Source organism: Algoriella sp. (genome assembly GCF_036647415.1).
Taxonomy (GTDB): domain Bacteria; phylum Bacteroidota; class Bacteroidia; order Flavobacteriales; family Weeksellaceae; genus Empedobacter.
The window spans coordinates 36,444-58,644 of record NZ_JAVXKG010000022.1 but is presented as its reverse complement, the minus strand read 5'-3'; the positions used below and the strand labels follow the sequence as shown (position 1 = coordinate 58,644).

General features: G+C 29.5%; 24 protein-coding genes and 1 riboswitch. Of the genes, 15 read left to right on the top strand and 9 right to left on the bottom strand.

The window, feature by feature from the left end:
• Positions 1–105 precede the first annotated feature (105 nt).
• Positions 106–2,139, bottom strand: coding sequence for a M3 family metallopeptidase (locus RSC72_RS10360; RefSeq protein WP_332545634.1), 2,034 nt, complete (start codon positions 2,137–2,139; stop codon positions 106–108).
• Between the two features lie 139 nt (positions 2,140–2,278).
• Here RSC72_RS10360 and RSC72_RS10355 point away from each other — a divergent pair, with 139 nt between their 5' ends.
• The 3 genes from RSC72_RS10355 (at position 2,279) to RSC72_RS10345 (ending at position 5,363) form a co-directional block, all read left to right on the top strand.
• The gene (locus tag RSC72_RS10355) at positions 2,279–3,205 is read left to right on the top strand and encodes a 2-hydroxyacid dehydrogenase (protein WP_332545635.1); all 927 of its coding nucleotides are present in this window, start codon (positions 2,279–2,281) and stop codon (positions 3,203–3,205) included.
• 102 nt (positions 3,206–3,307) lie between these two features.
• Positions 3,308–4,198, top strand: a complete 891-nt coding sequence (locus tag RSC72_RS10350; protein WP_332545636.1) for a helix-turn-helix domain-containing protein — start codon at positions 3,308–3,310, stop codon at positions 4,196–4,198.
• A 166-nt stretch (positions 4,199–4,364) separates the two neighbouring features.
• Entirely contained in the window at positions 4,365–5,363 is a 999-nt protein-coding gene (locus tag RSC72_RS10345; RefSeq protein WP_332545638.1) for a beta-ketoacyl-ACP synthase III, read from the top strand.
• A 62-nt stretch (positions 5,364–5,425) separates the two neighbouring features.
• On the opposite strand, the gene RSC72_RS10340 is transcribed toward RSC72_RS10345, so the two are convergent.
• A complete protein-coding gene (locus RSC72_RS10340; protein WP_332545640.1) occupies positions 5,426–5,836 on the bottom strand; it encodes a putative signal transducing protein in 411 nt (136 codons plus the stop codon).
• 91 nt (positions 5,837–5,927) lie between these two features.
• On the opposite strand from RSC72_RS10340, the gene RSC72_RS10335 reads away from it, so the two are divergent.
• The 4 genes from RSC72_RS10335 (at position 5,928) to RSC72_RS10320 (ending at position 9,524) form a co-directional block, all read left to right on the top strand.
• Positions 5,928–6,674: a dienelactone hydrolase family protein gene (locus RSC72_RS10335; RefSeq protein WP_332545642.1), complete on the top strand. Its 747-nt coding sequence runs from the start codon at positions 5,928–5,930 to the stop codon at positions 6,672–6,674.
• A 39-nt stretch (positions 6,675–6,713) separates the two neighbouring features.
• Complete coding sequence (locus tag RSC72_RS10330) at positions 6,714–7,289, top strand: helix-turn-helix domain-containing protein (protein ID WP_332545644.1); 576 nt, start codon at positions 6,714–6,716, stop codon at positions 7,287–7,289.
• Positions 7,290–7,374: 85 nt separating this feature from the next.
• Positions 7,375–8,856 (top strand): serine hydrolase, encoded by a 1,482-nt coding sequence (locus RSC72_RS10325; protein ID WP_332545645.1) that lies wholly within the window; start codon positions 7,375–7,377, stop codon positions 8,854–8,856.
• A 143-nt stretch (positions 8,857–8,999) separates the two neighbouring features.
• Positions 9,000–9,524 (top strand): hypothetical protein, encoded by a 525-nt coding sequence (locus RSC72_RS10320; protein WP_332545647.1) that lies wholly within the window; start codon positions 9,000–9,002, stop codon positions 9,522–9,524.
• Between the two features lie 57 nt (positions 9,525–9,581).
• On the opposite strand, the gene RSC72_RS10315 is transcribed toward RSC72_RS10320, so the two are convergent.
• The 4 genes from RSC72_RS10315 to RSC72_RS10300 form a co-directional block, all read right to left on the bottom strand.
• Positions 9,582–10,499, bottom strand: a complete 918-nt coding sequence (locus RSC72_RS10315; RefSeq protein ID WP_332545649.1) for an AEC family transporter — start codon at positions 10,497–10,499, stop codon at positions 9,582–9,584.
• Positions 10,500–10,579: 80 nt separating this feature from the next.
• Positions 10,580–11,266, bottom strand: coding sequence for a VOC family protein (locus tag RSC72_RS10310; protein ID WP_332545651.1), 687 nt, complete (start codon positions 11,264–11,266; stop codon positions 10,580–10,582).
• A gap of 271 nt (positions 11,267–11,537) precedes the next feature.
• Entirely contained in the window at positions 11,538–11,960 is a 423-nt protein-coding gene (locus tag RSC72_RS10305) for a PaaI family thioesterase (protein ID WP_332566239.1), read from the bottom strand.
• Between the two features lie 48 nt (positions 11,961–12,008).
• Entirely contained in the window at positions 12,009–12,614 is a 606-nt protein-coding gene (locus RSC72_RS10300; protein ID WP_332566240.1) for a hypothetical protein, read from the bottom strand.
• Between the two features lie 48 nt (positions 12,615–12,662).
• Positions 12,663–12,765, bottom strand: a riboswitch (SAM-I-IV-variant riboswitch).
• Between the two features lie 810 nt (positions 12,766–13,575).
• Between RSC72_RS10300 and RSC72_RS10295 the strand changes: the two genes are divergently transcribed.
• Positions 13,576–14,370 (top strand): alpha/beta fold hydrolase, encoded by a 795-nt coding sequence (locus tag RSC72_RS10295; RefSeq protein WP_332566241.1) that lies wholly within the window; start codon positions 13,576–13,578, stop codon positions 14,368–14,370.
• Positions 14,371–14,490: 120 nt separating this feature from the next.
• On the opposite strand, the gene RSC72_RS10290 is transcribed toward RSC72_RS10295, so the two are convergent.
• Both RSC72_RS10290 and RSC72_RS10285 read right to left on the bottom strand, forming a co-directional pair.
• On the bottom strand, positions 14,491–15,414 hold the full coding sequence (locus tag RSC72_RS10290; protein WP_332545123.1) for an ATP-binding protein: 924 nt from the start codon (positions 15,412–15,414) through the stop codon (positions 14,491–14,493).
• Positions 15,368–16,165 (bottom strand): ATP-binding protein, encoded by a 798-nt coding sequence (locus tag RSC72_RS10285; RefSeq protein ID WP_332566242.1) that lies wholly within the window; start codon positions 16,163–16,165, stop codon positions 15,368–15,370. The genes RSC72_RS10290 and RSC72_RS10285 overlap by 47 nt, the downstream gene beginning before the upstream one ends.
• 489 nt (positions 16,166–16,654) lie before the next feature.
• Here RSC72_RS10285 and RSC72_RS10280 point away from each other — a divergent pair, with 489 nt between their 5' ends.
• The 7 genes from RSC72_RS10280 to RSC72_RS10250 all read left to right on the top strand — a co-directional run bounded on the left by RSC72_RS10280 (position 16,655) and on the right by RSC72_RS10250 (position 21,345).
• Positions 16,655–17,296, top strand: a complete 642-nt coding sequence (locus RSC72_RS10280; RefSeq protein WP_332545119.1) for a DUF6266 family protein — start codon at positions 16,655–16,657, stop codon at positions 17,294–17,296.
• A gap of 201 nt (positions 17,297–17,497) precedes the next feature.
• On the top strand, positions 17,498–17,755 hold the full coding sequence (locus RSC72_RS10275; protein ID WP_332545117.1) for a helix-turn-helix domain-containing protein: 258 nt from the start codon (positions 17,498–17,500) through the stop codon (positions 17,753–17,755).
• Positions 17,756–17,920: 165 nt separating this feature from the next.
• Positions 17,921–18,121 (top strand): DUF4177 domain-containing protein, encoded by a 201-nt coding sequence (locus RSC72_RS10270; RefSeq protein WP_332545116.1) that lies wholly within the window; start codon positions 17,921–17,923, stop codon positions 18,119–18,121.
• Entirely contained in the window at positions 18,114–18,821 is a 708-nt protein-coding gene (locus RSC72_RS10265) for a hypothetical protein (protein WP_332545114.1), read from the top strand. The genes RSC72_RS10270 and RSC72_RS10265 overlap by 8 nt, the downstream gene beginning before the upstream one ends.
• Positions 18,822–18,995: 174 nt before the next feature.
• Entirely contained in the window at positions 18,996–19,226 is a 231-nt protein-coding gene (locus RSC72_RS10260) for a hypothetical protein (protein ID WP_332545112.1), read from the top strand.
• A gap of 481 nt (positions 19,227–19,707) precedes the next feature.
• Positions 19,708–20,898: an MFS transporter gene (locus RSC72_RS10255; RefSeq protein ID WP_442878316.1), complete on the top strand. Its 1,191-nt coding sequence runs from the start codon at positions 19,708–19,710 to the stop codon at positions 20,896–20,898.
• A gap of 9 nt (positions 20,899–20,907) precedes the next feature.
• Complete coding sequence (locus RSC72_RS10250; RefSeq protein WP_332545108.1) at positions 20,908–21,345, top strand: hypothetical protein; 438 nt, start codon at positions 20,908–20,910, stop codon at positions 21,343–21,345.
• Between the two features lie 41 nt (positions 21,346–21,386).
• Here the strand turns inward: RSC72_RS10250 and RSC72_RS10245 are convergent, their stop codons facing one another.
• Complete coding sequence (locus RSC72_RS10245) at positions 21,387–22,151, bottom strand: alpha/beta hydrolase-fold protein (protein WP_332545106.1); 765 nt, start codon at positions 22,149–22,151, stop codon at positions 21,387–21,389.
• Positions 22,152–22,201 lie beyond the last annotated feature (50 nt).

The window sequence follows — 22,201 nt, the reverse complement described above, 5'->3', positions numbered from 1 at the left end:
TTTATTCATTCTTGTACTGAGTTTATCGAAGTGTCATTTCTAAAAATCACTCGAATTGAAGAATTTTAATTCAAAATGCACAACGGGTTTTAATAAATTATTTAGTTAAGCTTCTACCAATCCTGCGCGTTTCAATAACGCATCTGGAGTCGGTTTTTTTCCTCTAAATTCTTCGTACAATTTCATAGGTTCTATTGTTCCACCAGATGATAATAATTTGTAGAATTTTTGAGCTGTTTCTGGATTGAAAATTCCAGTTTCTTTAAAAAATTCAAACGCATCAGCATCCAAAACTTCTGCCCATTTGTAAGAATAATATCCTGATGAATAACCACCTTGAAAGATGTGAGAGAAAGATGTACTTGTCATATTATTCTCAACAATAGGATATAATTCTGTCGATTGGAAAGCTTCTTTTTCAAATTGTTTCAAATCATTAATTTCTTTCAAATTATTTGCATGATAAGCCATGTCTAATAATCCTAAACTCAATTGACGAACCGTTTGATAACCTTCCATAAAGCTTGAAGCAGCTTTTACTTTTTCGATTAGTTCTTGTGGAATAATTTCTCCTGTTTGATACTGTTTTGCAAACAATTTTAACGCTTCTGGTTCGTAAGCAAAGTTTTCATAAAACTGAGAAGGTAATTCAACAAAATCCCAATAAACATTAGTTCCAGCTAAGCTTTCGTACGTTGTATTTGGTAACATTCCGTGTAAAGCATGTCCAAATTCATGGAACAAAGTCGTTACTTCCTGAAAAGTTAATAATGATGGTTTATCTTTTGTTGGTTTTGTAAAATTACACACGATAGAAATGTGCGGACGTTTTACATTTCCGTTTACATTAGAAGCTTCACGGAAACTTGTCATCCAAGCACCAGGGCGTTTTCCTGCACGAGGGAAAAAGTCTGCGTACAATAAACTCAAGAAATTTCCATCTTTGTCCAATACTTCATAAGTAGTCACTTCATCATTATATTTATCGATGTTATGAATTTCTTTGAATGTAATTCCAAATAATTTTGTCGCAACATCAAAAGCACCTTGTGTCACATTTTCTAACTGAAAGTATGGTTTTAATGCTTCATCAGAAAGACTAAATTTTTTCTGTTTCAATTTCTCAGCATAATAGCCATGATCCCAACGTTGCAACGTTTCTATACCATCTGTTTCTTTTGCAAAATCTGCTAATTCCTTGATTTCTTTATCTGCAAATGGTTTTGCTTTAACTAATAAATCATTCAAAAAATCTAAAACAGTTTCAGGCGTTTTTGCCATACGTTCTTCCAAAACATAAGCTGCATGCGATTTGTAACCCAAAATATTAGCACGTTCATGACGAAGTTTTATCAATTGTTTTACATTTTCTTCGTTGTTGTATTCGTTATTTTGAAACGCTTTTACACCATTCGCACGAAACAATTTCTCTCTCAATTCGCGGTTTTCAGCATATTGCATAAACGGAATATAACTTGGCGCTTGCAATGTAATCAACCAACCTTCTTTATCCTTTTGTTCCGCATCTGCTTTCGCTTGATCGATTGCATATTGAGGCAAACCTTTCAAATTATTTTCATCAGTAATGATTAATTCAAAATTATTTGTTTCTGCCAAAACATTTTGTCCAAATTGTAACGATAACATCGAAAGTTGCTTGTCAATTTCACGCAATTTTGCTTTATCATCTTCATTCAGATTTGCACCATTTCTCGAAAAACCTTTGTATTTTTTTTCTAATAAATAAGCTTGTTCAGGATTTAATTCGACTTTATCTTTTTGATTATAAATAACTTTTATTCGTTCAAATAACGCTTGATTAAGGCGAACATCGTTTCCAAATTCTGATAATAATGGCGAAATATCTTGTGCTATTTGTTGGATTTCGTCGTTTGTTTCAGCAGAATTCAAATTGAAGAAAATAGATGAAATTCGTCCTAATTTTTCACCAGAAAGTTCCATTGCTTCTATTGTATTCTGAAAAGTTGGCGCTTCGGGATTAGACGTAATTGCATCAATTTCGGCTTTTGCTTCTTTTATAGCTTGTTCAAAAGCTGGTTTGTAATCTTCATTTTTAATTTTAGAAAAAGGCGCGCTATCAAAAGGCGTATTAAAATTTTCTAACAATGGATTGCTCATTTATATCGTATTTTTTTAGTTAAAATTTCATCTAATTTAATTCAAAATTTAATCCAAATCCAACAAAACTGACAAATCGTCTAATTTAATCGTTTGCTAATTCTGAGATGTTTAATTTTGTTATTAAACAAAGTTAAAAATGAGCGTCGCAATACTATTTAGTCAAAAATCAAGTGAAGAATGGCAACAAAAATTGTCAGAATTATTGCCAGAAACAAAAGTAGAAGTTTATCCAGAAATAGAAAATCCAAACGATGTTGAGTTTATAGTGACATGGAAACCGCATATTGGTTATGTTACAGATTTTCCAAATCTGAAGGTTGTACAGTCTATTGGCGCAGGAATTGATCATTTGTTGCATACCGAAATTCCAGAAAATATTAAGGTAACACGAATTGTAGATCCTGCGTTGAAACAAGATATGTACGAGCATGTTTTGGCTTGTATAATGGCTTCTATGAAAAATTTGATGCAGTATCAGCAGTTTCAATTTGAGCAAGATTGGAAACCATTAACATATCGATCTATTAATGAAACAACTGTTACAATATTAGGTTTAGGAGAAATTGGATTGTTGGTTGCAGAAAAATTAGTTGCTTTAGGATTTAAAGTAAAAGGTTGGTCAAATTCAGAGAAAAATAGTAAAGGAGTGGAGTCTTTTGCTGGAGAAAATGAATTGGGTTCGCCTATTTCAAACACAGATTTTATTGTCAATATTTTGCCTTTAACAAATGAAACAGAAAGTATTTTGAATACAAATTTCTTTAATCAATGTGCTGATAATACTGTTTTGATAAATGTTGGTCGTGGAGCGCATTTGGTAGAAAATGATTTGGAAAAAGCCATCGAACATGGAAAAATAAAAGAGGCATATTTAGACGTTTTTAGAGAAGAACCTTTGCCTGAAAATCATCTATTTTGGACAAATCGACAAATTTTTGTTACACCTCATATCGCAAGTGTTACAAATGCAACGACAGCTTTAGTGCAAGTGGCTGATAATTATAAGAATATGCTAAATAATCAACCATTATTGAATGAAGTTTCTTTGAAAAGAGGCTATTAAAATATAACTAAATGACGCTTATAAAGGTAAAAAAGACGTATATAGTTTTTTAGTTGTCAAAAAAATCAATTAATATTGTATTTGTAATTTAGACGCAAATAGATGGATGAATATATTCAACTTTATTCGATAGATAATATCTTAAGAACATATAGAGAGGAGGTTACGGATAGGAGGTTGGCTATTTTTGATGTTGGACCAGAGAATAATTATTATTTTGTAAAACATAAACCGTATAAGTTTACTTCACTTGGACTGATTTTAATCACAAAAGGGACATGTGAAATAACGGTAAATCTTGAGCCAACTCTTATCAAACGTGATGATATTATTATTGTATTACCAAGTCAATTATTCGAGATTATAGAACATTCGGAAGATTTTTCGGTACAAGCTATTTTTATCGATTCAGATTTAATTATTGAGGCTGGTTTTCATGTGAAATCGAATAATTTAGTCGAATTTTTATCTTCTAAATATCCTAAAATCATTTCTTTAGATAAAAAAGTGGTTCGAGATATGCGTTACAACCTCAATAAGATTAGTAAATATACTATCAAGAATGATAATTTATTTGCGAAAGATTTGGTCTTGCATCATTTTTCTGTCTTAATGTACGAGATGGGAGATTTCTATAATCGTGCAGTAAAAGCAAAAAGCACAGTGAAAGAAGTGCGAAAAGAGGAATTAGCAAAACAGTTTCTCTATTTAGTTTCAACGCATTTTAGGCGCCAACGAAACGTACAATTTTATGCAGATGAAATATTTATTAGTCGAAAACACTTAACCAAAATTATTGTTGAGGTTTTTAATAAATCACCCAAACAAATTATTGCAGAAGCAATTATCCTAGAAGCAAAAGTTTTACTTAAAAATCCTAAGTACAGTGTTTCTGATGTTGTTACAGATTTAAATTTTGTCGATACATCTGTTTTTAGTAAGTTTTTCAAGAATTATACTGGCGTTTCTCCGACTACTTTTAAATCAACTTAAGAAATTGATCATATTACTAAAATAAAAATATTGCGTCTTTTTGGCAAGTTATTACGTTTATTTTGCTAACTGAAATTGTAAAATTGAAGCGACCTTTGTATCATTAATTCATTTGAATGCGTCTTTTTTATCTATGACGAGAATGAATTAGAATGAAAAGAATTTTATGGAGGTAGATTTTACAAAGAGAATATATGCGCAAATCTCAGCAATTGGAGGATACGTACCAGAAAACAGAAGAACAAATTCTGATTTAGAAAAAATCACAGAAACTTCTGACGAATGGATTGTTAAGCGAACAGGAATTAAAGAACGTCGTATTTTAGAAGATGGTTTAGCAACTTCGGATATGGCTGTCAGTGCAATTCTTAATCTTATAGAAACTTATCAAAAAGACATACAAGATGTTGATGCTTTAATAGTTGCGACTTCTACGCCTGATATGTTGATGCCTGCAACGGCAAATATTGTTTGTGATAAATTAGGTATAGAAAATGTTTGGGCTTTTGATATGAATGCTGCATGTTCAGGATTTTTATACGCTTTAGACATGGGTGCTTCGTTAATAGAAACAAAACGTTACAAAAATGTTTTGGTGATTGGTGCAGACAAAATCAGTGCGTATGTTAATATTAATGATCGTTCTACAAATATTTTATTTGGAGATGGAGCAGGAGTTGTGTGGTTAGAACCAACAAACGAAGAAGCTATCTTAGATGCATTGTTATTAAGCAACGGAACAGGTAAAGAATATTTGAATATTGAAGGTGGAGGATCTCTTCATCCAATCAGTGAGCAATTGTTGTTAGATGAAAAACGTTACATCAAACAAGATGGAAAAGTTGTATTTAAAAATGCAATTCAATCCATGAGTGATACATGTATCAATGTTTTAAATCGAAATGATTTTTCTGTAGAAGATGTAAATTGGTTGGTTCCACATCAAGCAAACAAACGAATTATTGATGCTGTAGGAAATGAAATTAATATTGAAGAAGGTAAAACTTTAGTAAATATTGAGCATTATGGTAATACAATTGCCGCAACAATACCACTATGTATTTGGGAAAATACATCAAAACTTAAAAAAGGAGATTTATTGATGTTGACTGCGTTTGGAGCTGGTTTCTCTTGGGGAGCAAGTTTACTACGTTGGACAATTTAATCAATTATAATCATATTTTTGTTCAGAAGAGCAGCAAGTCATTGTTGCTCTTTTTTTTGTGTTTACATATCAATTTCGGTATCACAATTTTTACATTTCAATACATTTTTTTGATAAATAGGATATACCCAAAATAAAAAAGAAGCTAGGGTAGATAATAATCCTTTTGTACCCTTTGATGATTTATAATTGGTAAAAAAATCATTCCCACCACAACTAGGACAAACAATTATATTTTCGTTATCATCGGTATATTTTGTGTTATTTATTTCTTCTAAAATAGACCATGCTTTTTCAGAATCTGTTTGTCTAATTTTTAATTTAACACCGCCAATAGCTTGTGCATAAAGCATATTTATACCAACCGAATGTTCGTCAAATACAAACGATTCTATATTTTCACTTTCTAATTTTGATCTCAATATATGTGCCTCAATTGGGCTATCAAATACTTTCAGTGTAACTAACTCCATTTTAATTAGATATTTAAAATATGTTAAATTTAGAAAAATATTATCATTTATAATGACTTCTTTTTAACTTAATTACTTAAAATAAATAAAAATGAAAAATATATTATCAATATTCACGCTAATTCTACTTAATATGACAAGTTTATATGCTCAAAATCTGAAACAAGTTGTTTACAAAGATGGTTCTCAAAAACTGAATGGTTTAATCACCGAATCTTCAAAGAAATCTCTGCCTGGAGTTTTGATTTTACCAGCTTGGAAAGGAATTGATAACGAAGTAAAACAAGCTGCTTTAGATTTAGCTAAACAAGGTTATGTTGCTTTTATAGCTGATATTTATGGCGAAGGAAATATACCTACAGACAATGCTTCTGCGGCAAAAATTGCAACTCAATATAAAACCGATTACGTTGCTTATCAAAAACGAATTAATCTGGCTTTACAAGAATTAATAAAAGCAGGCGTAGATCCAACTAAAATTGCCGTTATTGGTTATTGTTTTGGAGGAACTGGAGCTTTAGAAGCTGCTCGTGGACAATTGCCAGTTGTAGGTGTTGTGTCTATTCATGGTGGTTTAGCAAAAGCGGCTGATCGTAAAAATATAGCTTTAAAAAGTAAAATTTTGATTGAACATCCAGCAAATGATGAATCTGTAAAACCTGAAGATATGACCAATTTAGTTACCGAAATGAATGCAGGAAATACAGATTGGCAAATCATAACATACGCAAATTCTAAACATACATTTACCAATCCAGAATCGCCTGATTATAATAAAGTAATGGCAGACAGAGCTTGGCAACATACATTATTGTTTTTGAAAGAAATTTTGAAATAAAATTGTAAATTAGTTATTAGGAAATAGGTATAAAAAAGCATGTCAAAACTAAAACAGATTAGAGAACAACAAAGCTTAACTCAAGAAGAATTAGCTGAGAAATCGCGAATTTCGGTAAGAACAATTCAACGAATAGAGTCGGGGTCAGTTCCAAAAGGTTATACACTCAAAACACTTGCAACTATTTTACAAATTTCAGAAAATGAATTACTACATATTGAAGAAGAAAAATCTGAAGAAATAATTAATGAGCTAGTTGAAGATTTAGTTATTGAAAGTAATAATATTGATTACCAAAAAGTAAAACTAATTAATTTGTCATCAGTTCTATTTATTGTACTTCCGCCGCTCAATATTTTAGTTCCAATGATACTTTCATTTGCCTTAAAACAACAAAATCATTTGACAAAACAAATCGTCTCTCTCCAAATATTTTGGACCATCTTGGCTCCTATAGTTTTTATGCTTGGAATTTTTCTAAAACTCGGAAGATCTTTTACAATTGTTCTTTTGATTGGAATTATTTTATCCAATGTGTTTTTGATTCTTCGTAATCTAGCTGAAATTGACAGAAATAAAAAGCTTTGCTATAGATTGAAATTCAATATAATATAGTTCTGTCGGGTGATTGTCGTCTAATTGTCGGGTGTTTTTTTTGAATAGATAGACTTGAAATTTAATATTTGACAAAAATTATTTTATGATTAATAAAATCATCTTCGGATTACTATTTTTTTGTATTTGTTCAATAAATAGTTCAGCTCAAACAGAAAATTCTAACCAACTTTATAAAGTTATTCTTTCAAAAGATAGCCTATTATTTGATGTAGGTTTTAATCAGTGTGATGTTTCTCAATTTGAAAATCTATTGAGTAATCATTTCAAATTTTATCATGATAAAGATGGAATTTCAAATAAAACAAAATTTATCTCTGACCTTAAATCAGGAATTTGTAATAATAAAGATAACCGACAAGTAAAGAGATTTTTGATTAAAGATAAAACAGAAATTTTTCCGCTTTATAAAAATGGAATTCTTTATGCAGCAGTTCAAAATGGAGAACATACTTTTTCTGAAAAACGAGAAACAGAACAAGGAATTGCAAAATTTAGTAATGTTTGGGAATTAGAAAATGGAGAATGGAAATTGTCTAATTCGTTTAGTTTTGATCATCAAGCATACTCAAAAAAGAAAATCACAACCAATCATTTTCAAAATGATTCACTCACAGGTAATTGGCTTAAAGAAAATCATATCAATACACTTGGGCTTGGAATTATAGAGGATGGTAAACTGCAACAAATAAAAGTTTTTGGTAAGAATTCTCAAGGTAATGCTGCTCCGTATAATTCTATTTTCAACGTAGCTTCTCTAACCAAACCTATTACAGCAATGGTTGCTTTGCGATTAACAAGTCTAGGAAAATGGAATATTGATGAACCAATTTATAAAATTTACACCGATTCTGATATAGCGAAAGATCCTAGAAGTAAACAATTAACAACTCGAATTATTTTAAGTCATCAAACTGGTTTTCCAAATTGGAGAAGTGAAACGGAGAACAATAAATTGCAATTTCTGTTTGATCCTGGAACAAAATATAGTTATTCTGGTGAGGGTTTTGAATATCTAAGAAAAGCACTTGAAATTAAATTCAAGAAGTCATTAAATCAATTAGCCAATGAGTTGATTTTTGAGCCTTTGCAAATGAAAGATACCGATTTTATTTGGACAAAAAATACAGATGAATCACGTTTTGTAATTGGTTATGATAAAGATGAAAACCCTTATGATATCCTAAAAAATAAGAATGCGAATGCTGCAGATGATTTGCATACGACAATTGCAGATTACGGAAATTTTTTAATGAATATGTTGAATGGAGGAAATTTATCGGATAAGATTTACGATGAAATGCTTCAAAAACAAGTTAAAATCAAGGAGAATCAATATTTTGGATTAGGTTGGGTTATTTATGATTTAGGCAATAACGAATTTGCAATTTCACATGGAGGTTCTGATTTAGGAACTCAATGCCTTGTTGTTTTTCTTCCTAAAACAAAGCAAGGAATTTTAATTTTCACGAACTCTGATCAAGGATATAAGGTTTATGAAGAACTTTTAATTCAATATTTAGGTGATAAAGGGAAGAAAATTATTGAAATTGAAACAAATAAATAAAATTGACAAAGCTTGGCAACATACTTTATTGTTTTTGAAAGAGATTTTATAAATTTGAATGTTATTTACCTGTTGTTCATTTTGCTAATTTTAATTCAAAATGAACAACGGATGTTATTTATAATTTTTTACTTCAAAATACAATGAATTTTATTGAAAGTATTTCCAATTATGTTTTAGAAAATTATTCGGTAAAAGAGTTACCTAATATTGCTATGAAAGCTCTAAATGAAAATATAGAATCTGAATCAATTTATATTTTAGCAGGAATGGATGAAAAGGATAATTCTTTTGAAATATTGCAGTATTTTAATCATTCATTAGATGAATTACAAATTAATTTACCGAGTAAAACGGCTGCTGCAAAAATTCTAACCAAATATTATTTAATGAAAATTGTTGAGAATCCTAATAAAATTTTTGAAATTATGAAGATTTTAGACAATGATGTTTACAAGCAAATAGATTGGAAAGGTCATGAAAGGGAACATATTGGTGAAGAATTGAATCTTGAATATTTATATACTTGGTATCGAGAAATTCAAGATTGGATTGATAACGGAATGATTTTATATTTTAATGATTTGAGTAGAGATGAACAACGGATGAAATTTGAAGAAAATCTACTTTTAGAGGCAAAAAAAACACTACGAAATAACTACAGATAAATTAATATGTGTATTCAAATTAAAGAAAACATTCTTTAATTTGAAACTAAACTATAATTATTCCCCAATAACCAATTTTATCATCTCGTACCAAAAAGCTGAGGTGAAAAATCCAATAATAATACTAATTCCGATAATTAAATTCGTCAATTTAGTATTGAGTTTAAACTGTTCCGCAATAATACTTGACGTAACAAGTGTTGGCATTGCAGCCTCAAAAATAGAGATTTTCGCCACATCACCTTTTATACCAATTACAACTGCTAAAAGCATAACAACCGCAGGTGCAATCATTAATTTGTATAACATCGACATTGATATTTGCGACCATAGTTTTCTCCAGCCATTAAATTTTAGTTGTAAACCAACCGAAAATAATGCTAATGGACCAACAGTTGCGGCAAGTTTGTCGAAGAATGGTTCAGCAGGAGATAAATCGATAAGTTGAGATAAGATTAGTGCACTGATACAACCCAAAAAAGGAGGAAATGTAAACAATCGTTTCAAGATAAATTTTGCATCTATTGCTCCAGAACCGTTGCTACCACCTTTCAGAGCAGAAACTATTCCGATTGTAGACAAGCACAAAAACATGGTTTGATCGCAAATAATAGCAATACTCAGATATTTTTCTCCATAAAATGCTGCTATCAATGGAAAGCCGATAAAAGAGGTATTGCTGTAGCCACTTGCCAATTCTAATGTGCGTCGTGATCGTTCCGAATAGCCTTTGGCTTTGCTGTAGAATTTCATAAAAAACAAACTTCCTATCGCGATAACTACCGTAGAAAATATGGGAAAAAGCATTTCTTTAGACCATACAACTTGCGGAAGATATTTGAACGAAACAGCTGGTAAAGCTAAATAGAGAATCCAAGTATTGATTCCTTTATGCGCATCTGGATGAATAGATTTTGTTGCTTTAAAAACCATTCCAGCCAAAATACAAACAGCTATTAGAATAAAATTGACCATTTTTAGAAATTTGAACTACAAAGTTACAATCCGATTTATTTTTACCCTTAAGATATCGCTTTTTATTCAATGCTTATTTTTTATAGTTTGGCGATATTAGATATGTTTAATTTATTATTATCAAAAATTACTTTTGAAAACTGATTTTCATTTTCTAAAATAACTGTAAACGGAGTAGGAATTATTTTATTAGTTGTCGGAAACCAAGTTGTTTTAATGAAGTAATTGGTTAACAAAATCTTGCCTTCATCCGAGCCGTTTGTACCAAATGTTTCAAAATCACCTTTCCAGAATTTAGAAGTCGTTTTTTCTTCTAATAACTTATTTGTAGCTTCAATATCAGTTGTAGGCAAACCAATTTCTGAAATACCTAAAATAGAATTTTGATCAAATTCGGTATCAGTTTGATAGTCCAAATTATAATGTGTAATAATCTCAGCAAGATTTCCACTTCCATCATAAAAATAAAATGATTTTGCATTCCAATTTTCGAAGAAAGCAATTTGTTCGTCATTTTTTGTTTGTAATATTTCAACTCTATTTTTCATCCATTCAAACGCATTTTCAAATAGACTTTTATCGACTAAAAAACTAAAATGGTAAATATGCTTTTTCTCCGATTGTACAAAGGTTAACCTTGTCCAACCAATTTGTAAACTAAATTGATTCGAAGTTTCATCAATTAATTGAAAAGCTAAAATGTCCGTATAAAAAGACTTTGTTTTTTCTAAATTAGTTGTGAATAATTGTAGTTCTCTTATTCTCATCGTGTTATTTTTCATAAAAGTAACCCAACTAAACAGAAGAAAATAGCAAGATGTATTGATTTAATTAATTGTGTTATTAGAAAATATTCTAAGCTGTTGTGGATTTTGTTTAGAATTCGTCAATACGAGTAATTTTTAAAAATAAAGTGAATAAAAATTGTATTGAGAACAGAATTTCATCTTCAAAAACTAATTTCTTGATAGAAAAAGTCTTGCAAAATTTTACTCGAAATTTGGATTTTTTCTATAAAAAGTTATTATCTCAAAAACTTTATTTTATCCTCATCATTGTAACCAAAGAAGTAGCGGCGTGTGTTTCTTTGTTCGTTGTTTCATCTACCACAAAAATCTCTGTACGTATGGTACTTATCTTTTTTCCACCTTTTATCACATAGGCTTTAGATAGTAAATAATCACCCAAAGCAGGTCGCAAATAGTTAACCTTTAGCTCAACTGTTACCACATAGCAATCGTCGTCATAATGAGAAACAGCCGCATATCCAGAAGAAACATCAACCAAAGAAGCAATCATAGCACCGTTAAACATACCATGTTTACGCGTCATCATTTCCTGTTTTGGTATTTTGATCGAAACATAGTCTGTTTCACATTCTACGAGTGATGCGTTATAAAATTTTAAGGTTTCCGAACGATTAAAACTTGCTTCTACTAATTCTCTCTTTTCTGGTGTCATAAAAAAATACTTTCGACAAATATAGAGATTTGTCGAAAGCAAATTTAGTTAAGCTGATACGTTATTCAAGTTTTCTTCTCGGATAATAGTATCATTCAACGAAATATAAACCTTGTTCAATCCACGATAATAGTTGCCCTTATCTACAGTGACAATCAAATGATTTTTCGGAACTTTTTGCAATGCAGCTTCATTCGGGAAATGCTGTTTTGAGTTTTTGAATGTTACAAAAACATCATTTTCGGTTAGATTTCCTATCTCATCTTCCGAAATTATTTCCACCACATCGTAAGGCAAAAAAAGTTGATCGTATATATAATGAAAAGTCTTTAATTTCTTTCCATTCAACTCTTTGCTATGTTGCAAGAAATTTCTTAGTCGATGTACTATTGTATAAAAATTACCAACCAAAGGCGGTTTCGGAATGTTACGCTCAAACAAACAACCATCTATCAAACTCAACGGTAATTTAATATTCAATTCATCTGTTTTTGAGTTGTATAAATGGCGATAATCTAACCCTCTATTCTTGAATTCGGCAATAATATGATTCTTCAAATCAGGATTTGTAATTGGTAATTGTTGATTGATAAAATCAATTAATTTTTCATTAGAAATAGGAGCCAAATTAAGCTCATTAATGTTCTGTGTCATACAATAATATTTAAATTTTAAACAATATTGTATTTCGATAAATAGGGAAGATAACGTTTGTTTTGGATTGATTCCCGTATTGTTTCACCACCGTGGAGACTACTCTCGGTTGGTATCGTTACTATTATTAGTACGATTCGAAATACAGTGTAAAATTACACAAATATTAGAATATGAGTTATACATTTTAATAATTTTATTTTAAAACAATCAGTAAGAGTTAAAAAAAATACGTCTTGTCAAGCTGAATTCATTTCAGCTTTACATTCAAAAAAAACACCTTTATAATCTTCTCAAGGAGAAGTTTTTTACGTAATATCATTCAGAATCGAGTGTTAGTGTAATGATTAATCTAAGATTAGCTATTTCTATCTCTCTATGTGATGATGTTTTTTATATTTTTGAATTAGATGTAACTCTGAAAAGAGATGTTTCGACAAGCTCAACATGACAGTAATTGTCATTCAGAATGGAGCGTTAATGAAGTCAAAAATTTAATATTCTTTGGCAAGTTTTATATAACAATTAATTCAAGATGATATTTTTTAATGGTTTTTTGTCATTTCGAGGTATCGAGAAATCTAAACTAAAATTTAGTTATTTCTATTTCTCTATGTGATGATGTTTTTTATATTCTGAATTAGATGTAACTCTGAAAGGAGATGTTTCGACAAGCTCAACATGACAGTAAATAAGAAAATTTTACAAAAAATTAAGATTTATTTAAGCTTTTTCCGAAAAATGTTTTCTATATTTGATAGAACAAAAAGATTAAAAAATGAAATTTACGTGTTTATACATGATGTCGATTCGCAAACAGGTTTGGAATATCCAGACGTGGGAAGTCATGTATAATTAAAAGAGATTTTATTTTTTAATTTATTTATTTCCCCGTCGATTTGTTTCGATGGGGATTTTTTTAGCAAAAAGTAATGTAGAACAACCAAAAAAAATTAAAACAATGCAAAGTTTACAACAATTAACACTTCCGGTATGGCCACTGGAAGACAACACAATTTTAGAACAAGTTTCAGTCACATTTCAAACATTTGGGCTTCCATTAGGAACTGCACCAATTATTTTGATTAATCATTCCTTAAAAGGAAATTCTGATTGTACGTATCATTGGGAAGGCGTTATGGGAAAAAACAAAGCAATTGATCTTAATGAGTATACGGTTATCTGTATTGATATTCCAGGAAATGGCATTTCCGAAACCATAAAGTACGATTATATTCCACGTGATAAGATTACCGCCCGAGATGTTGCGGTGTTGTTTTGGTTGGCGTTGTTTGAATTGGAAGTACAAGAGATTTTTGCTATAATTGGTGCAGATTTAGGTGGTGGAATAGCGTGGGAAATGGCTTGTTTGTTTCCTAATAAGGTGCTAAATATTATTCCGATAGCAGCAAGTCCCAAGACAGAAGATTGGTTAGTGAAAGAACCAACGGCTAAAAATGAATACCTGAAATCTATTTTTTATTCGATAGATATTGCTCGAAATAGAGGTGATATTTTGGAAGTTTCACAATTCATAAAATCTAATATTCATGTGATTTATGTAAAAGAGGGCAACGTCTTCAACAAAGCAGAACTGAAACGTTATTACACAAAACTACAAGAGTTTAACAAGCATGTAAAGTTTTATGAGATACAACAAATAGAAGATAATGAGCTTGTAAAAGAACATATAGAACAAGTAGAAAAAATAGTCGACGGAATTTTAGAAAAAGAATTCATCAACAACGTCGCATAACCAAAAGCTCCTGAGAAGGAGCTTTTGTGTTATTTATAATTTATATGAAAAATAAAAACAATGAGTTTTTATTTTTATATTTTTTTAATCTGACATTTTGTAAAACCTTGTTAGCGGTAGTTATTTTAAACTCCACCTACTTGCACGTGACTTGCCCGCATTTTTTACATATTTTAACTTTGCTAAAAAATTAGATGTAACACTAGGTCTTGAGAATTCTAGTAGATTCATTATATCTTCATTAGATGCTACTTTATGCTTTTTTAGATATTGATAAAGTTTTACATGTTTTTCGCTATTAGAAGGTATTTTAAACTTTTTATTTACATCTAACCATATTTTACCTATTTCTGTTGTACAAATAAAAAGACCTTCGTTAGTACCTTTAAACTCAATATATTCAAGTATTTTTTCATTTTTAAAAGTTTTTAGTATTTCATTCCATGGATTTTTGAAAATGTTTTTCAAGTCTAATTCCAATTCAGTTACGCTAACAAATCCTTTTTCGTACAATTTATTAATAATGTATAAATCCATTATACTACAATTCGTAAGATATTTTTGTGTTAGAATAAAAATAGGTGCTTTGATATATTCAGATGGCATCTTAACTTCAATAGTATTTTGATTTTCTTTCCACTGAGGAAAATCTCTACCATATTTCAAAGAATTTAAACTAATTCTCAAAACTCCCATTCCTGCTCTATCGACTAATTGAAATGTCATTAATAATTTAGCAAGAATTTTATTTCTGTGTCTAGGCTCATGATAGGAAATATTATCTTCATTTACTCCTCCATAGAAAGTTCCAGGGTTCGAAATTATTAATTCGTCATCTTTAAAATTAATAGATATCATTCCATCAATTGAGTAATCTCTATGTACAACTGAATTTAAAAATGCTTCATGAAATGCTTGCTCGTCTAATAAATTCAGTTCATATTGTTGCTCATTATATTCAAGTTTTTGAACTGAATTACAGTTATTAAAATGATTCTTAACAGTTTTTTTTTGAGTTCCAAATACAATCGTTCCAAACTTCATTAGTTTTTAATATCCCTGAGTTTGTCCTCCAAGAAAATCTATACTCGTAATTACCTAAATATTTTTCAATTGCATTTTTTGTACCTAAGAATAACAAACCAGCATTATTTAAAATGCCATTTTTTGTTGCATTTATACTCTCTAAAAATGCTAAATCTGTTAAGTTATCAACATTTATATTCCTTCTATTTGCAAAATCAATTTTGGCTTCATGCAAAGCTATTTTGTCTAGTAAATTTTCAATATTTTCAAAGTTTATATCTTTACTACTCCAATCATAAGTTTGTAAATTATTTACAAGTTCTTGAATCTGATTTGGTTCAGCAGGGACGCTTGATTTACCTTCTCTAATGTATACTTTTCCACTTGAAGTAGTTACTAAAGAGTAGTTAATTCTGGGAACTTCTATAATCAAATAATTTTTACTTTCATAACTGAAATTAAATAATTTTAAATCTATTTTTGGTTTTAGTTTCCCTTTAATTCTTTCTTTTGTAACATCTAAATCAATTACTTCAAAACCATTTAATTGTTCGTAAAAATTGTTATGTTTGATATCATTAAAATCCTTAATTCCTATTATAATAGTTCCTCCTTTGGTATTGGCTAAAGCGGAAATTTCATCACAAAGCTCTTTTGAATTGTTAAGTGAGTTAGAATCTTTGAAATTTTTAAATTCTAAAGTTTCACTTTCATATTTTTCGCTTGATTCAAGTTTTAATCTTTCTAATAGTTCTTTAAGGTCTAACATTTATTTCGAAGGTTATTTAATAATTACAGTTAACATTATTTTTTAACGAAACCAAAGTTATTAGAATTTCGTGAAAAAACACCTATATCTGCATTTCATAAAGTTAAGAACAAATATACTAAAATTCCAACACCAAACCCCTTGTTGCAAAACTATAATCTCACAAATTTTCTTCTATTTATCTAGGTGTTTTCTTCGACTGTTCTTCGACGAGAATGCCGTTTTTCCGAAGATTTCTCGAACAATGGTCGAACGATGGTCGAAGAAGCTAAAAAATGACTAAAAATGTATTTTCTCTCAATGTATGATGAATAAAGGTATAGCGAGGTTATTATTTTGCTATAAAACTACTGTTGTATAAAATAGTGATGGACAAAAGTGGACAAATGTGGACAGAACTGGACAAATTCGGACACAAAACGGCGTTTTTGTAAAAGATGTTATTTCTGTTGCTAATTTTATAAATAACAACTATAAAAACATAAAATTATGGCAGAAATTAAAAAAGGAATTTTAGGCGGATTCTCCGGAAAGGTAGGAACTGTAGTAGGCGTAAATTGGCGTGGCAAAGATATTATTCGCAGTTTACCAAAGGCAACCAAAAGAGTGCCTTCTGATTTGCAATTGATGCAGCAAATAAAATTCAAGAAAGTAATCGATTTTTTGCAACCAATACGTCCTGTTCTCAATGCGTATTTTGGGAGTAAAGCTGGTTTGCTATCACGCTATAACGTGGCAACATCCTATACATTGGGCAATGCAGTAGATATGGTAGATGATTTACCTGTTATTGTGATGCAACGTGTGTTGGTGTCAAAAGGTGATTTGGTTGGGTTTTTACTACCTACAATAGACACGGTTGGTGGAAATGGTTTTCAGATGAATTGGGAAAACAATTCTGGACAAGGAAATGCGAAATCTACGGATATGACGAATCTTGTGTGTTATTGTGAGGAGTTGAATTCGTTTGAAGTATTTCAAAATATGGTGTCGCGCGATGTTTTAACAGCAGATATCGTATTACCAACGTATTACAATGGCAAAAAAGTTAACTTTTGGGCATTTCTTAATAGCCAAACAAAGGCAATGGCAAGTACCAGCATTTATCTTGGTGAGCATACGGTAGTCTAATTGCAGTATTGTAGGCTATAATGGTTGTACACAACGAATAGTATGTTGGTTAGCTGAGATGATAGTACACATTGTTTGCTAAAAGAACAAGAGACAATGATGTTGTTGAGGAATACGAGTGGGAATTGAGATTTGTTTGCTAAACATTTGGTTATTATGTATTTATATTGTAAATTGGTTAGTCTAGTAATTACCTAACTAATGGACAATGAGTTATTTTTGAACAAAGATGGGGAGACATATCAAGAAATAATGCTCCTGCTATTGGAATTACAAAAAACTCTTCTACTAATGGGAGATAATCAGAAATTCTATGATAATGCAGACCTAAAATGTTTGCTTAACGTGAGTGACAGAACATTGTATCGCATGAGGAAAATGAATAAAATTCCTTTTTTTAAGGTGGGTAATAAATATTATTATCCAATACAGTTCTTTAACCAAAAAGCTCTTACCTAAGAGCTTTTTTTGTGGAGTATTCTGAGTGTTTTATTTTGTGTATATTGGGGTGTTGTTGAATGAAATAATGATATAAGTATTTATTTATAAAACTTTTGTATATTTAATTTTACTAAATAATAATATTGTCTATTATTTTAAATAAAACAACTTTAAAACAAAATTATGAAGGAATATAAAGTAGAAACCTTAATTTATTACACAAAATTAACTCTTGACTCTGAACATATTGCCAAGCAATCCAAAGAAGATATACAAGAAAAATTAAATGAATATGCAAAAAATGGATTTAAGTTAGTTTCAACAAATTCAACTAATTTTGGTTTAGCAATTTATATTTATTTATTCTTCGAAAAAGATGTTTAAAGAAAAATTTCTAAATATTCTTAAAAAATATTCAACAGAATTTGCTCTAATTTTTATTAGTGTAATCCTTGCTTTTGCTTTGACAGAATGGAGTTCTAATCGAGGAGAAAAAATATCTGAAACCAAAATTTTAAGTGAAATTAAAAATGGAATAAATTTGGATTATAAAGATTTTGAATCTAATTTAAAAATGCACAAAATCAGTAAAGCTGGTGTTCGAGAATTGAGAAAATGGGTGAATAATGAAGAAATAAATAATGATTCAATTCCGGTATATTACTATTTAGTTTTTAGAAATTATTCGCCAATAATTAACAAAACCGGCTATGAATCACTTAAAGAAACTAGTTTAAAAACAATTTCAAATGATTCATTGAGATTTCAAATAATTAAATTGTATGATTATCATTATAACATAATTGAACAGTTAGAAAATCATAATGAAGAAATGCAGGATTTTGAGACATATTTTGCATTGGTAAATAAAATTCTTACGCCGTATATGAGCTTTGATGAAAAAGGAAATTTGAAAAACCTTCAGAAAGCTAATTTATCTGAAGTAGAGAAAAAGGAACTTTTAAGTTATTTATGGAGATTGGAACTAACCAAAATGTTTAAGATTTTTCGATATGAACAAGTACTGACTGAAATTAAAAATCTTGATAAATCACTAAATGCTGAATTAAAAACCAAAAGATAGTATTGTATTATCAAAAAATCACATAATTTTTAAATAGAAAAAAATTATATAGTAATCATCAAAAAGCTCTTACCTAAGCGCTTTTTTTGTGGAGTGTTGTTGGTATTTTATTTTGTGTATATTGGAGGGGTAATATGCTAGGTTACATTATTTTTTATTTTAAAAATTTTATTTATGATTGAATCTATTAGACTAAATGATATTATTGTTGAATACGATAAAGGAAAAACTTCTGATGCATATCTAAATGAGATAAATATTAAAAATGATTGCCCTTGTGGTGATTGCCATTTTTTTGTTGATGTAGTATTGAAAATAGATTTGGAAATTTTTAGATTTCTAAAAAGTGTTGGAACTGATTTAAAGAAAAATTTAAAAACCGAACCAACTGGGTTTGGTGTATAAGAGATGATAATAATGAATTTATTTGTTTTCAACAAGTGTATCTTATTAAAGGATCTTTATCTAAAAATTCATCACATCACTATGAAAAAAAAGAATTGGGTTTAAAAATAAATGCTGAATTTATTAATGAAGATGATAATATTATTGTTGATTTAATAGTAGATAAAATAAATGTTGTTTAACCTCTTATCATTTTGAACTTAAATTCGTCAGTTCGAGTGATTTTTAAAAATGACACTTCGATAAACTCAGTACAAGAATGAATAAAAATTGTATCGAGAATAGAATTTAATCTTCTAAAACCTTATTCTCGATACAAAATTCTAAAAGAATTTCACTCGAATTGACGGTTTTATTGATAAGGTATTCAAAATGAATAATGACCATCTACGATATAAAACAATCTTTTATTATAGGTAAGACTTCTGCGATAAACTAATAATTTTCGGTTGAGATAAATTACCTTTGCAAAAAATCTATTATGTTTTCTGCCTTCAAGAAAAAACTAAATTCACATCCCGTTTATAATATCAATTTTATATTAATGTGTATGAGCACATTGTTATTTGCGGCAAGTTTTAATATGATGATTCCCGAATTACCTGCTTATTTAAGCAGTATGGGTGGAGCAGAATACAAAGGTTTCATAATTGCTTTATTTACATTAACAGCAGGAATTTCGAGACCTTTTAGTGGAAAATTGACTGATAAAGTGGGACGTGTACCTATTATGGCAATTGGATCTATAGTGTGTTTTGTGTGTGGAATTTTGTATCCCGTATTAACATCTGTTTCAGGATTTTTATTTTTACGTTTGATTCACGGCTTTTCGACAGGGTTTAAACCAACTGCTACCGCAGCATATATTGCAGACATTATACCTCGCGAACGTTGGGGAGAAGCATTGGGATTGCACGGAATTTGTTTCAGTATCGGAATGGCAATAGGACCAGCATTAGGAAGTACAATTACCTTATATTCTTCGATTAATATCATGTTTTTTACATCATCATTTTTTGCATTAATGTCAATTTTGATTTTGTTTAACATGAAAGAAACATTGCAAAATAAACAGAAATTCACAGTCGGATTATTAAAGATTTCGAAGAATGATGTTTTTGCGAAAGAAGCTTTACCAGCAGCTCTTATCACATTTTTATCTTATGTTGCGTATGGTGCTATTTTGACTTTAATACCTGATTGGACTTCGTATTTAGGTTTCGAAAATAAAGGTGTATTTTTTATTGTTTTTACCGTATCATCGATGTTGGTTCGTTTCTTTGCAGGGAAAATATCAGACCAAAAAGGACGAGTTTTGGTCATAAAAATAGGATTAGCTTTGTTGATTGTTGCATTAATTTTATTAGGAAGTATACAGTCAAAATTAGGTTTAATTTTAGGAGGTTTGATGTACGGAATTTCTGGAGGAATTCTTTCACCAGCACTTAATGCTTGGACAATTGATTTTAGTAAACCTGATGAACGTGGAAAAGCAATGGCGACGATGTATATTGCGATGGAAGCGGGAATTGGACTTGGTGCATTGTGTGCGGGTTGGTATTTTCAGGATTATTTGGATCGCGTTCCGATGATTATTTATGTTTCGGCAATTATTTGTTTTATTGGAACAATTTATATGTTGAGATTTAAAAATAAACCACAAAGAATTTAATTTTAAGAGATGAAAGCAGAACTTTACGAGGTTATAAAACATAAAATAGAAGAAAAAATAACGTATTTCAATCATTTGATAGAGGATTTACGAGCGTCAAACAATGATACTAAAAGTAGTATGGGCGATAAATACGAAACTTCGCGCGAAATGATGCAACAAGAAATTACTCGAATTCAAAATCAATTGAATGATGTTTTAATTCAACAAGATATTTTCTCAAAGATTAAAATTATTGATAATCCAATCATAGGTTTAGGCAGTTATACAGAAACCACAATGGGTAATTTTTGTATTGCGTGTAGTTTTGGAGAGATAGAAGATGAAATGAAAAAAATATTTGTACTTTCTTCTCAAACACCTTTGGCTAAAATATTAATGGGTAAGGGTAAAAATGATTCGTTCGAAATGAACGGAAAACTCTTTAAAATATTGAAAGTTGAGTAATTTATATTCAAAAACAAATTGCATTACATTCTGAATATAAGCTAGTTAATCGTCTGAATGTCCTTTGTAAAATTATTTAACCAATCTTTTCTTTTGTGTCTACCATCGTAGCTTGAAGATATTACATTGTACTTTTTAGTTTTAAGTAAATCAATTAATTCAATATTATTTAATATTAGAGGTTCAACTTCTTCTTTTCCGTATCGAATAATGATTTTTGGAGATTTTATAACACTTTCATTAAAATTATCCTTATTTTCTCCTGCAACAGAATACAGAATAAAACCAGTGAAATAATTAGGGTATTTATTTAATAAATTTACACCAAAACCCGCTCCATTAGAAGCTCCATAAAAATATTTTTTTTTGCTTTTTAACTTTAATTCTTTAGTTGCATATTCATTAACTTCATTCATAAAAAAAGTAAGATGATTTTTAAATCTTGCAGCTAATTCTGTACCATCTTTTGCATCATTTTTTTCTACATATTCATAATTTCGTAGCTGTAAATAAGAATTTGGAATATCTGTTTCATTAGAATTAACACCAATAATAACTATTTCAGAAATCTTCTTAATATTAATTAAACTATCAATTTTTTCTTTATAATCATCTGTCAATAATTGCCCATCAGCCATATAAATTACATTATATTTTTTATTCGTAGAAAAGTTTTTTGGAAAATAAATAGTCAAGTTACGTTTCTCATTAAGAGCTTTACTTTCAATAGAAATTGTTTTTAATTGAGAGTTTTGAGCATTAGTAATTGTGAAAAAGAAAAAGAAGGTAAAAATTAAATATTTCATAAAAAATTCAAATTAGTTGATTAATAATTTATTTAAAAATAGATAAAAAA

Bases quoted from the DNA above. Each gene is read 5' to 3' on its own strand.
- RSC72_RS10360 (WP_332545634.1), bottom strand. From the start codon at position 2,139: ATGAGCAATCCATTGTTAGAAAATTTTAATACGCCTTTTGATAGCGCG.
- RSC72_RS10355 (WP_332545635.1), top strand. From the start codon at position 2,279: ATGAGCGTCGCAATACTATTTAGTCAAAAATCAAGTGAAGAATGGCAA.
- RSC72_RS10350 (WP_332545636.1), top strand. From the start codon at position 3,308: ATGGATGAATATATTCAACTTTATTCGATAGATAATATCTTAAGAACA.
- RSC72_RS10345 (WP_332545638.1), top strand. From the start codon at position 4,365: ATGGAGGTAGATTTTACAAAGAGAATATATGCGCAAATCTCAGCAATT.
- RSC72_RS10340 (WP_332545640.1), bottom strand. From the start codon at position 5,836: ATGGAGTTAGTTACACTGAAAGTATTTGATAGCCCAATTGAGGCACAT.
- RSC72_RS10335 (WP_332545642.1), top strand. From the start codon at position 5,928: ATGAAAAATATATTATCAATATTCACGCTAATTCTACTTAATATGACA.
- RSC72_RS10330 (WP_332545644.1), top strand. From the start codon at position 6,714: ATGTCAAAACTAAAACAGATTAGAGAACAACAAAGCTTAACTCAAGAA.
- RSC72_RS10325 (WP_332545645.1), top strand. From the start codon at position 7,375: ATGATTAATAAAATCATCTTCGGATTACTATTTTTTTGTATTTGTTCA.
- RSC72_RS10320 (WP_332545647.1), top strand. From the start codon at position 9,000: ATGAATTTTATTGAAAGTATTTCCAATTATGTTTTAGAAAATTATTCG.
- RSC72_RS10315 (WP_332545649.1), bottom strand. From the start codon at position 10,499: ATGGTCAATTTTATTCTAATAGCTGTTTGTATTTTGGCTGGAATGGTT.
- RSC72_RS10310 (WP_332545651.1), bottom strand. From the start codon at position 11,266: ATGAGAATAAGAGAACTACAATTATTCACAACTAATTTAGAAAAAACA.
- RSC72_RS10305 (WP_332566239.1), bottom strand. From the start codon at position 11,960: ATGACACCAGAAAAGAGAGAATTAGTAGAAGCAAGTTTTAATCGTTCG.
- RSC72_RS10300 (WP_332566240.1), bottom strand. From the start codon at position 12,614: ATGACACAGAACATTAATGAGCTTAATTTGGCTCCTATTTCTAATGAA.
- RSC72_RS10295 (WP_332566241.1), top strand. From the start codon at position 13,576: ATGCAAAGTTTACAACAATTAACACTTCCGGTATGGCCACTGGAAGAC.
- RSC72_RS10290 (WP_332545123.1), bottom strand. From the start codon at position 15,414: ATGAAGTTTGGAACGATTGTATTTGGAACTCAAAAAAAAACTGTTAAG.
- RSC72_RS10285 (WP_332566242.1), bottom strand. From the start codon at position 16,165: ATGTTAGACCTTAAAGAACTATTAGAAAGATTAAAACTTGAATCAAGC.
- RSC72_RS10280 (WP_332545119.1), top strand. From the start codon at position 16,655: ATGGCAGAAATTAAAAAAGGAATTTTAGGCGGATTCTCCGGAAAGGTA.
- RSC72_RS10275 (WP_332545117.1), top strand. From the start codon at position 17,498: ATGGACAATGAGTTATTTTTGAACAAAGATGGGGAGACATATCAAGAA.
- RSC72_RS10270 (WP_332545116.1), top strand. From the start codon at position 17,921: ATGAAGGAATATAAAGTAGAAACCTTAATTTATTACACAAAATTAACT.
- RSC72_RS10265 (WP_332545114.1), top strand. From the start codon at position 18,114: ATGTTTAAAGAAAAATTTCTAAATATTCTTAAAAAATATTCAACAGAA.
- RSC72_RS10260 (WP_332545112.1), top strand. From the start codon at position 18,996: ATGATTGAATCTATTAGACTAAATGATATTATTGTTGAATACGATAAA.
- RSC72_RS10255 (WP_442878316.1), top strand. From the start codon at position 19,708: ATGTTTTCTGCCTTCAAGAAAAAACTAAATTCACATCCCGTTTATAAT.
- RSC72_RS10250 (WP_332545108.1), top strand. From the start codon at position 20,908: ATGAAAGCAGAACTTTACGAGGTTATAAAACATAAAATAGAAGAAAAA.
- RSC72_RS10245 (WP_332545106.1), bottom strand. From the start codon at position 22,151: ATGAAATATTTAATTTTTACCTTCTTTTTCTTTTTCACAATTACTAAT.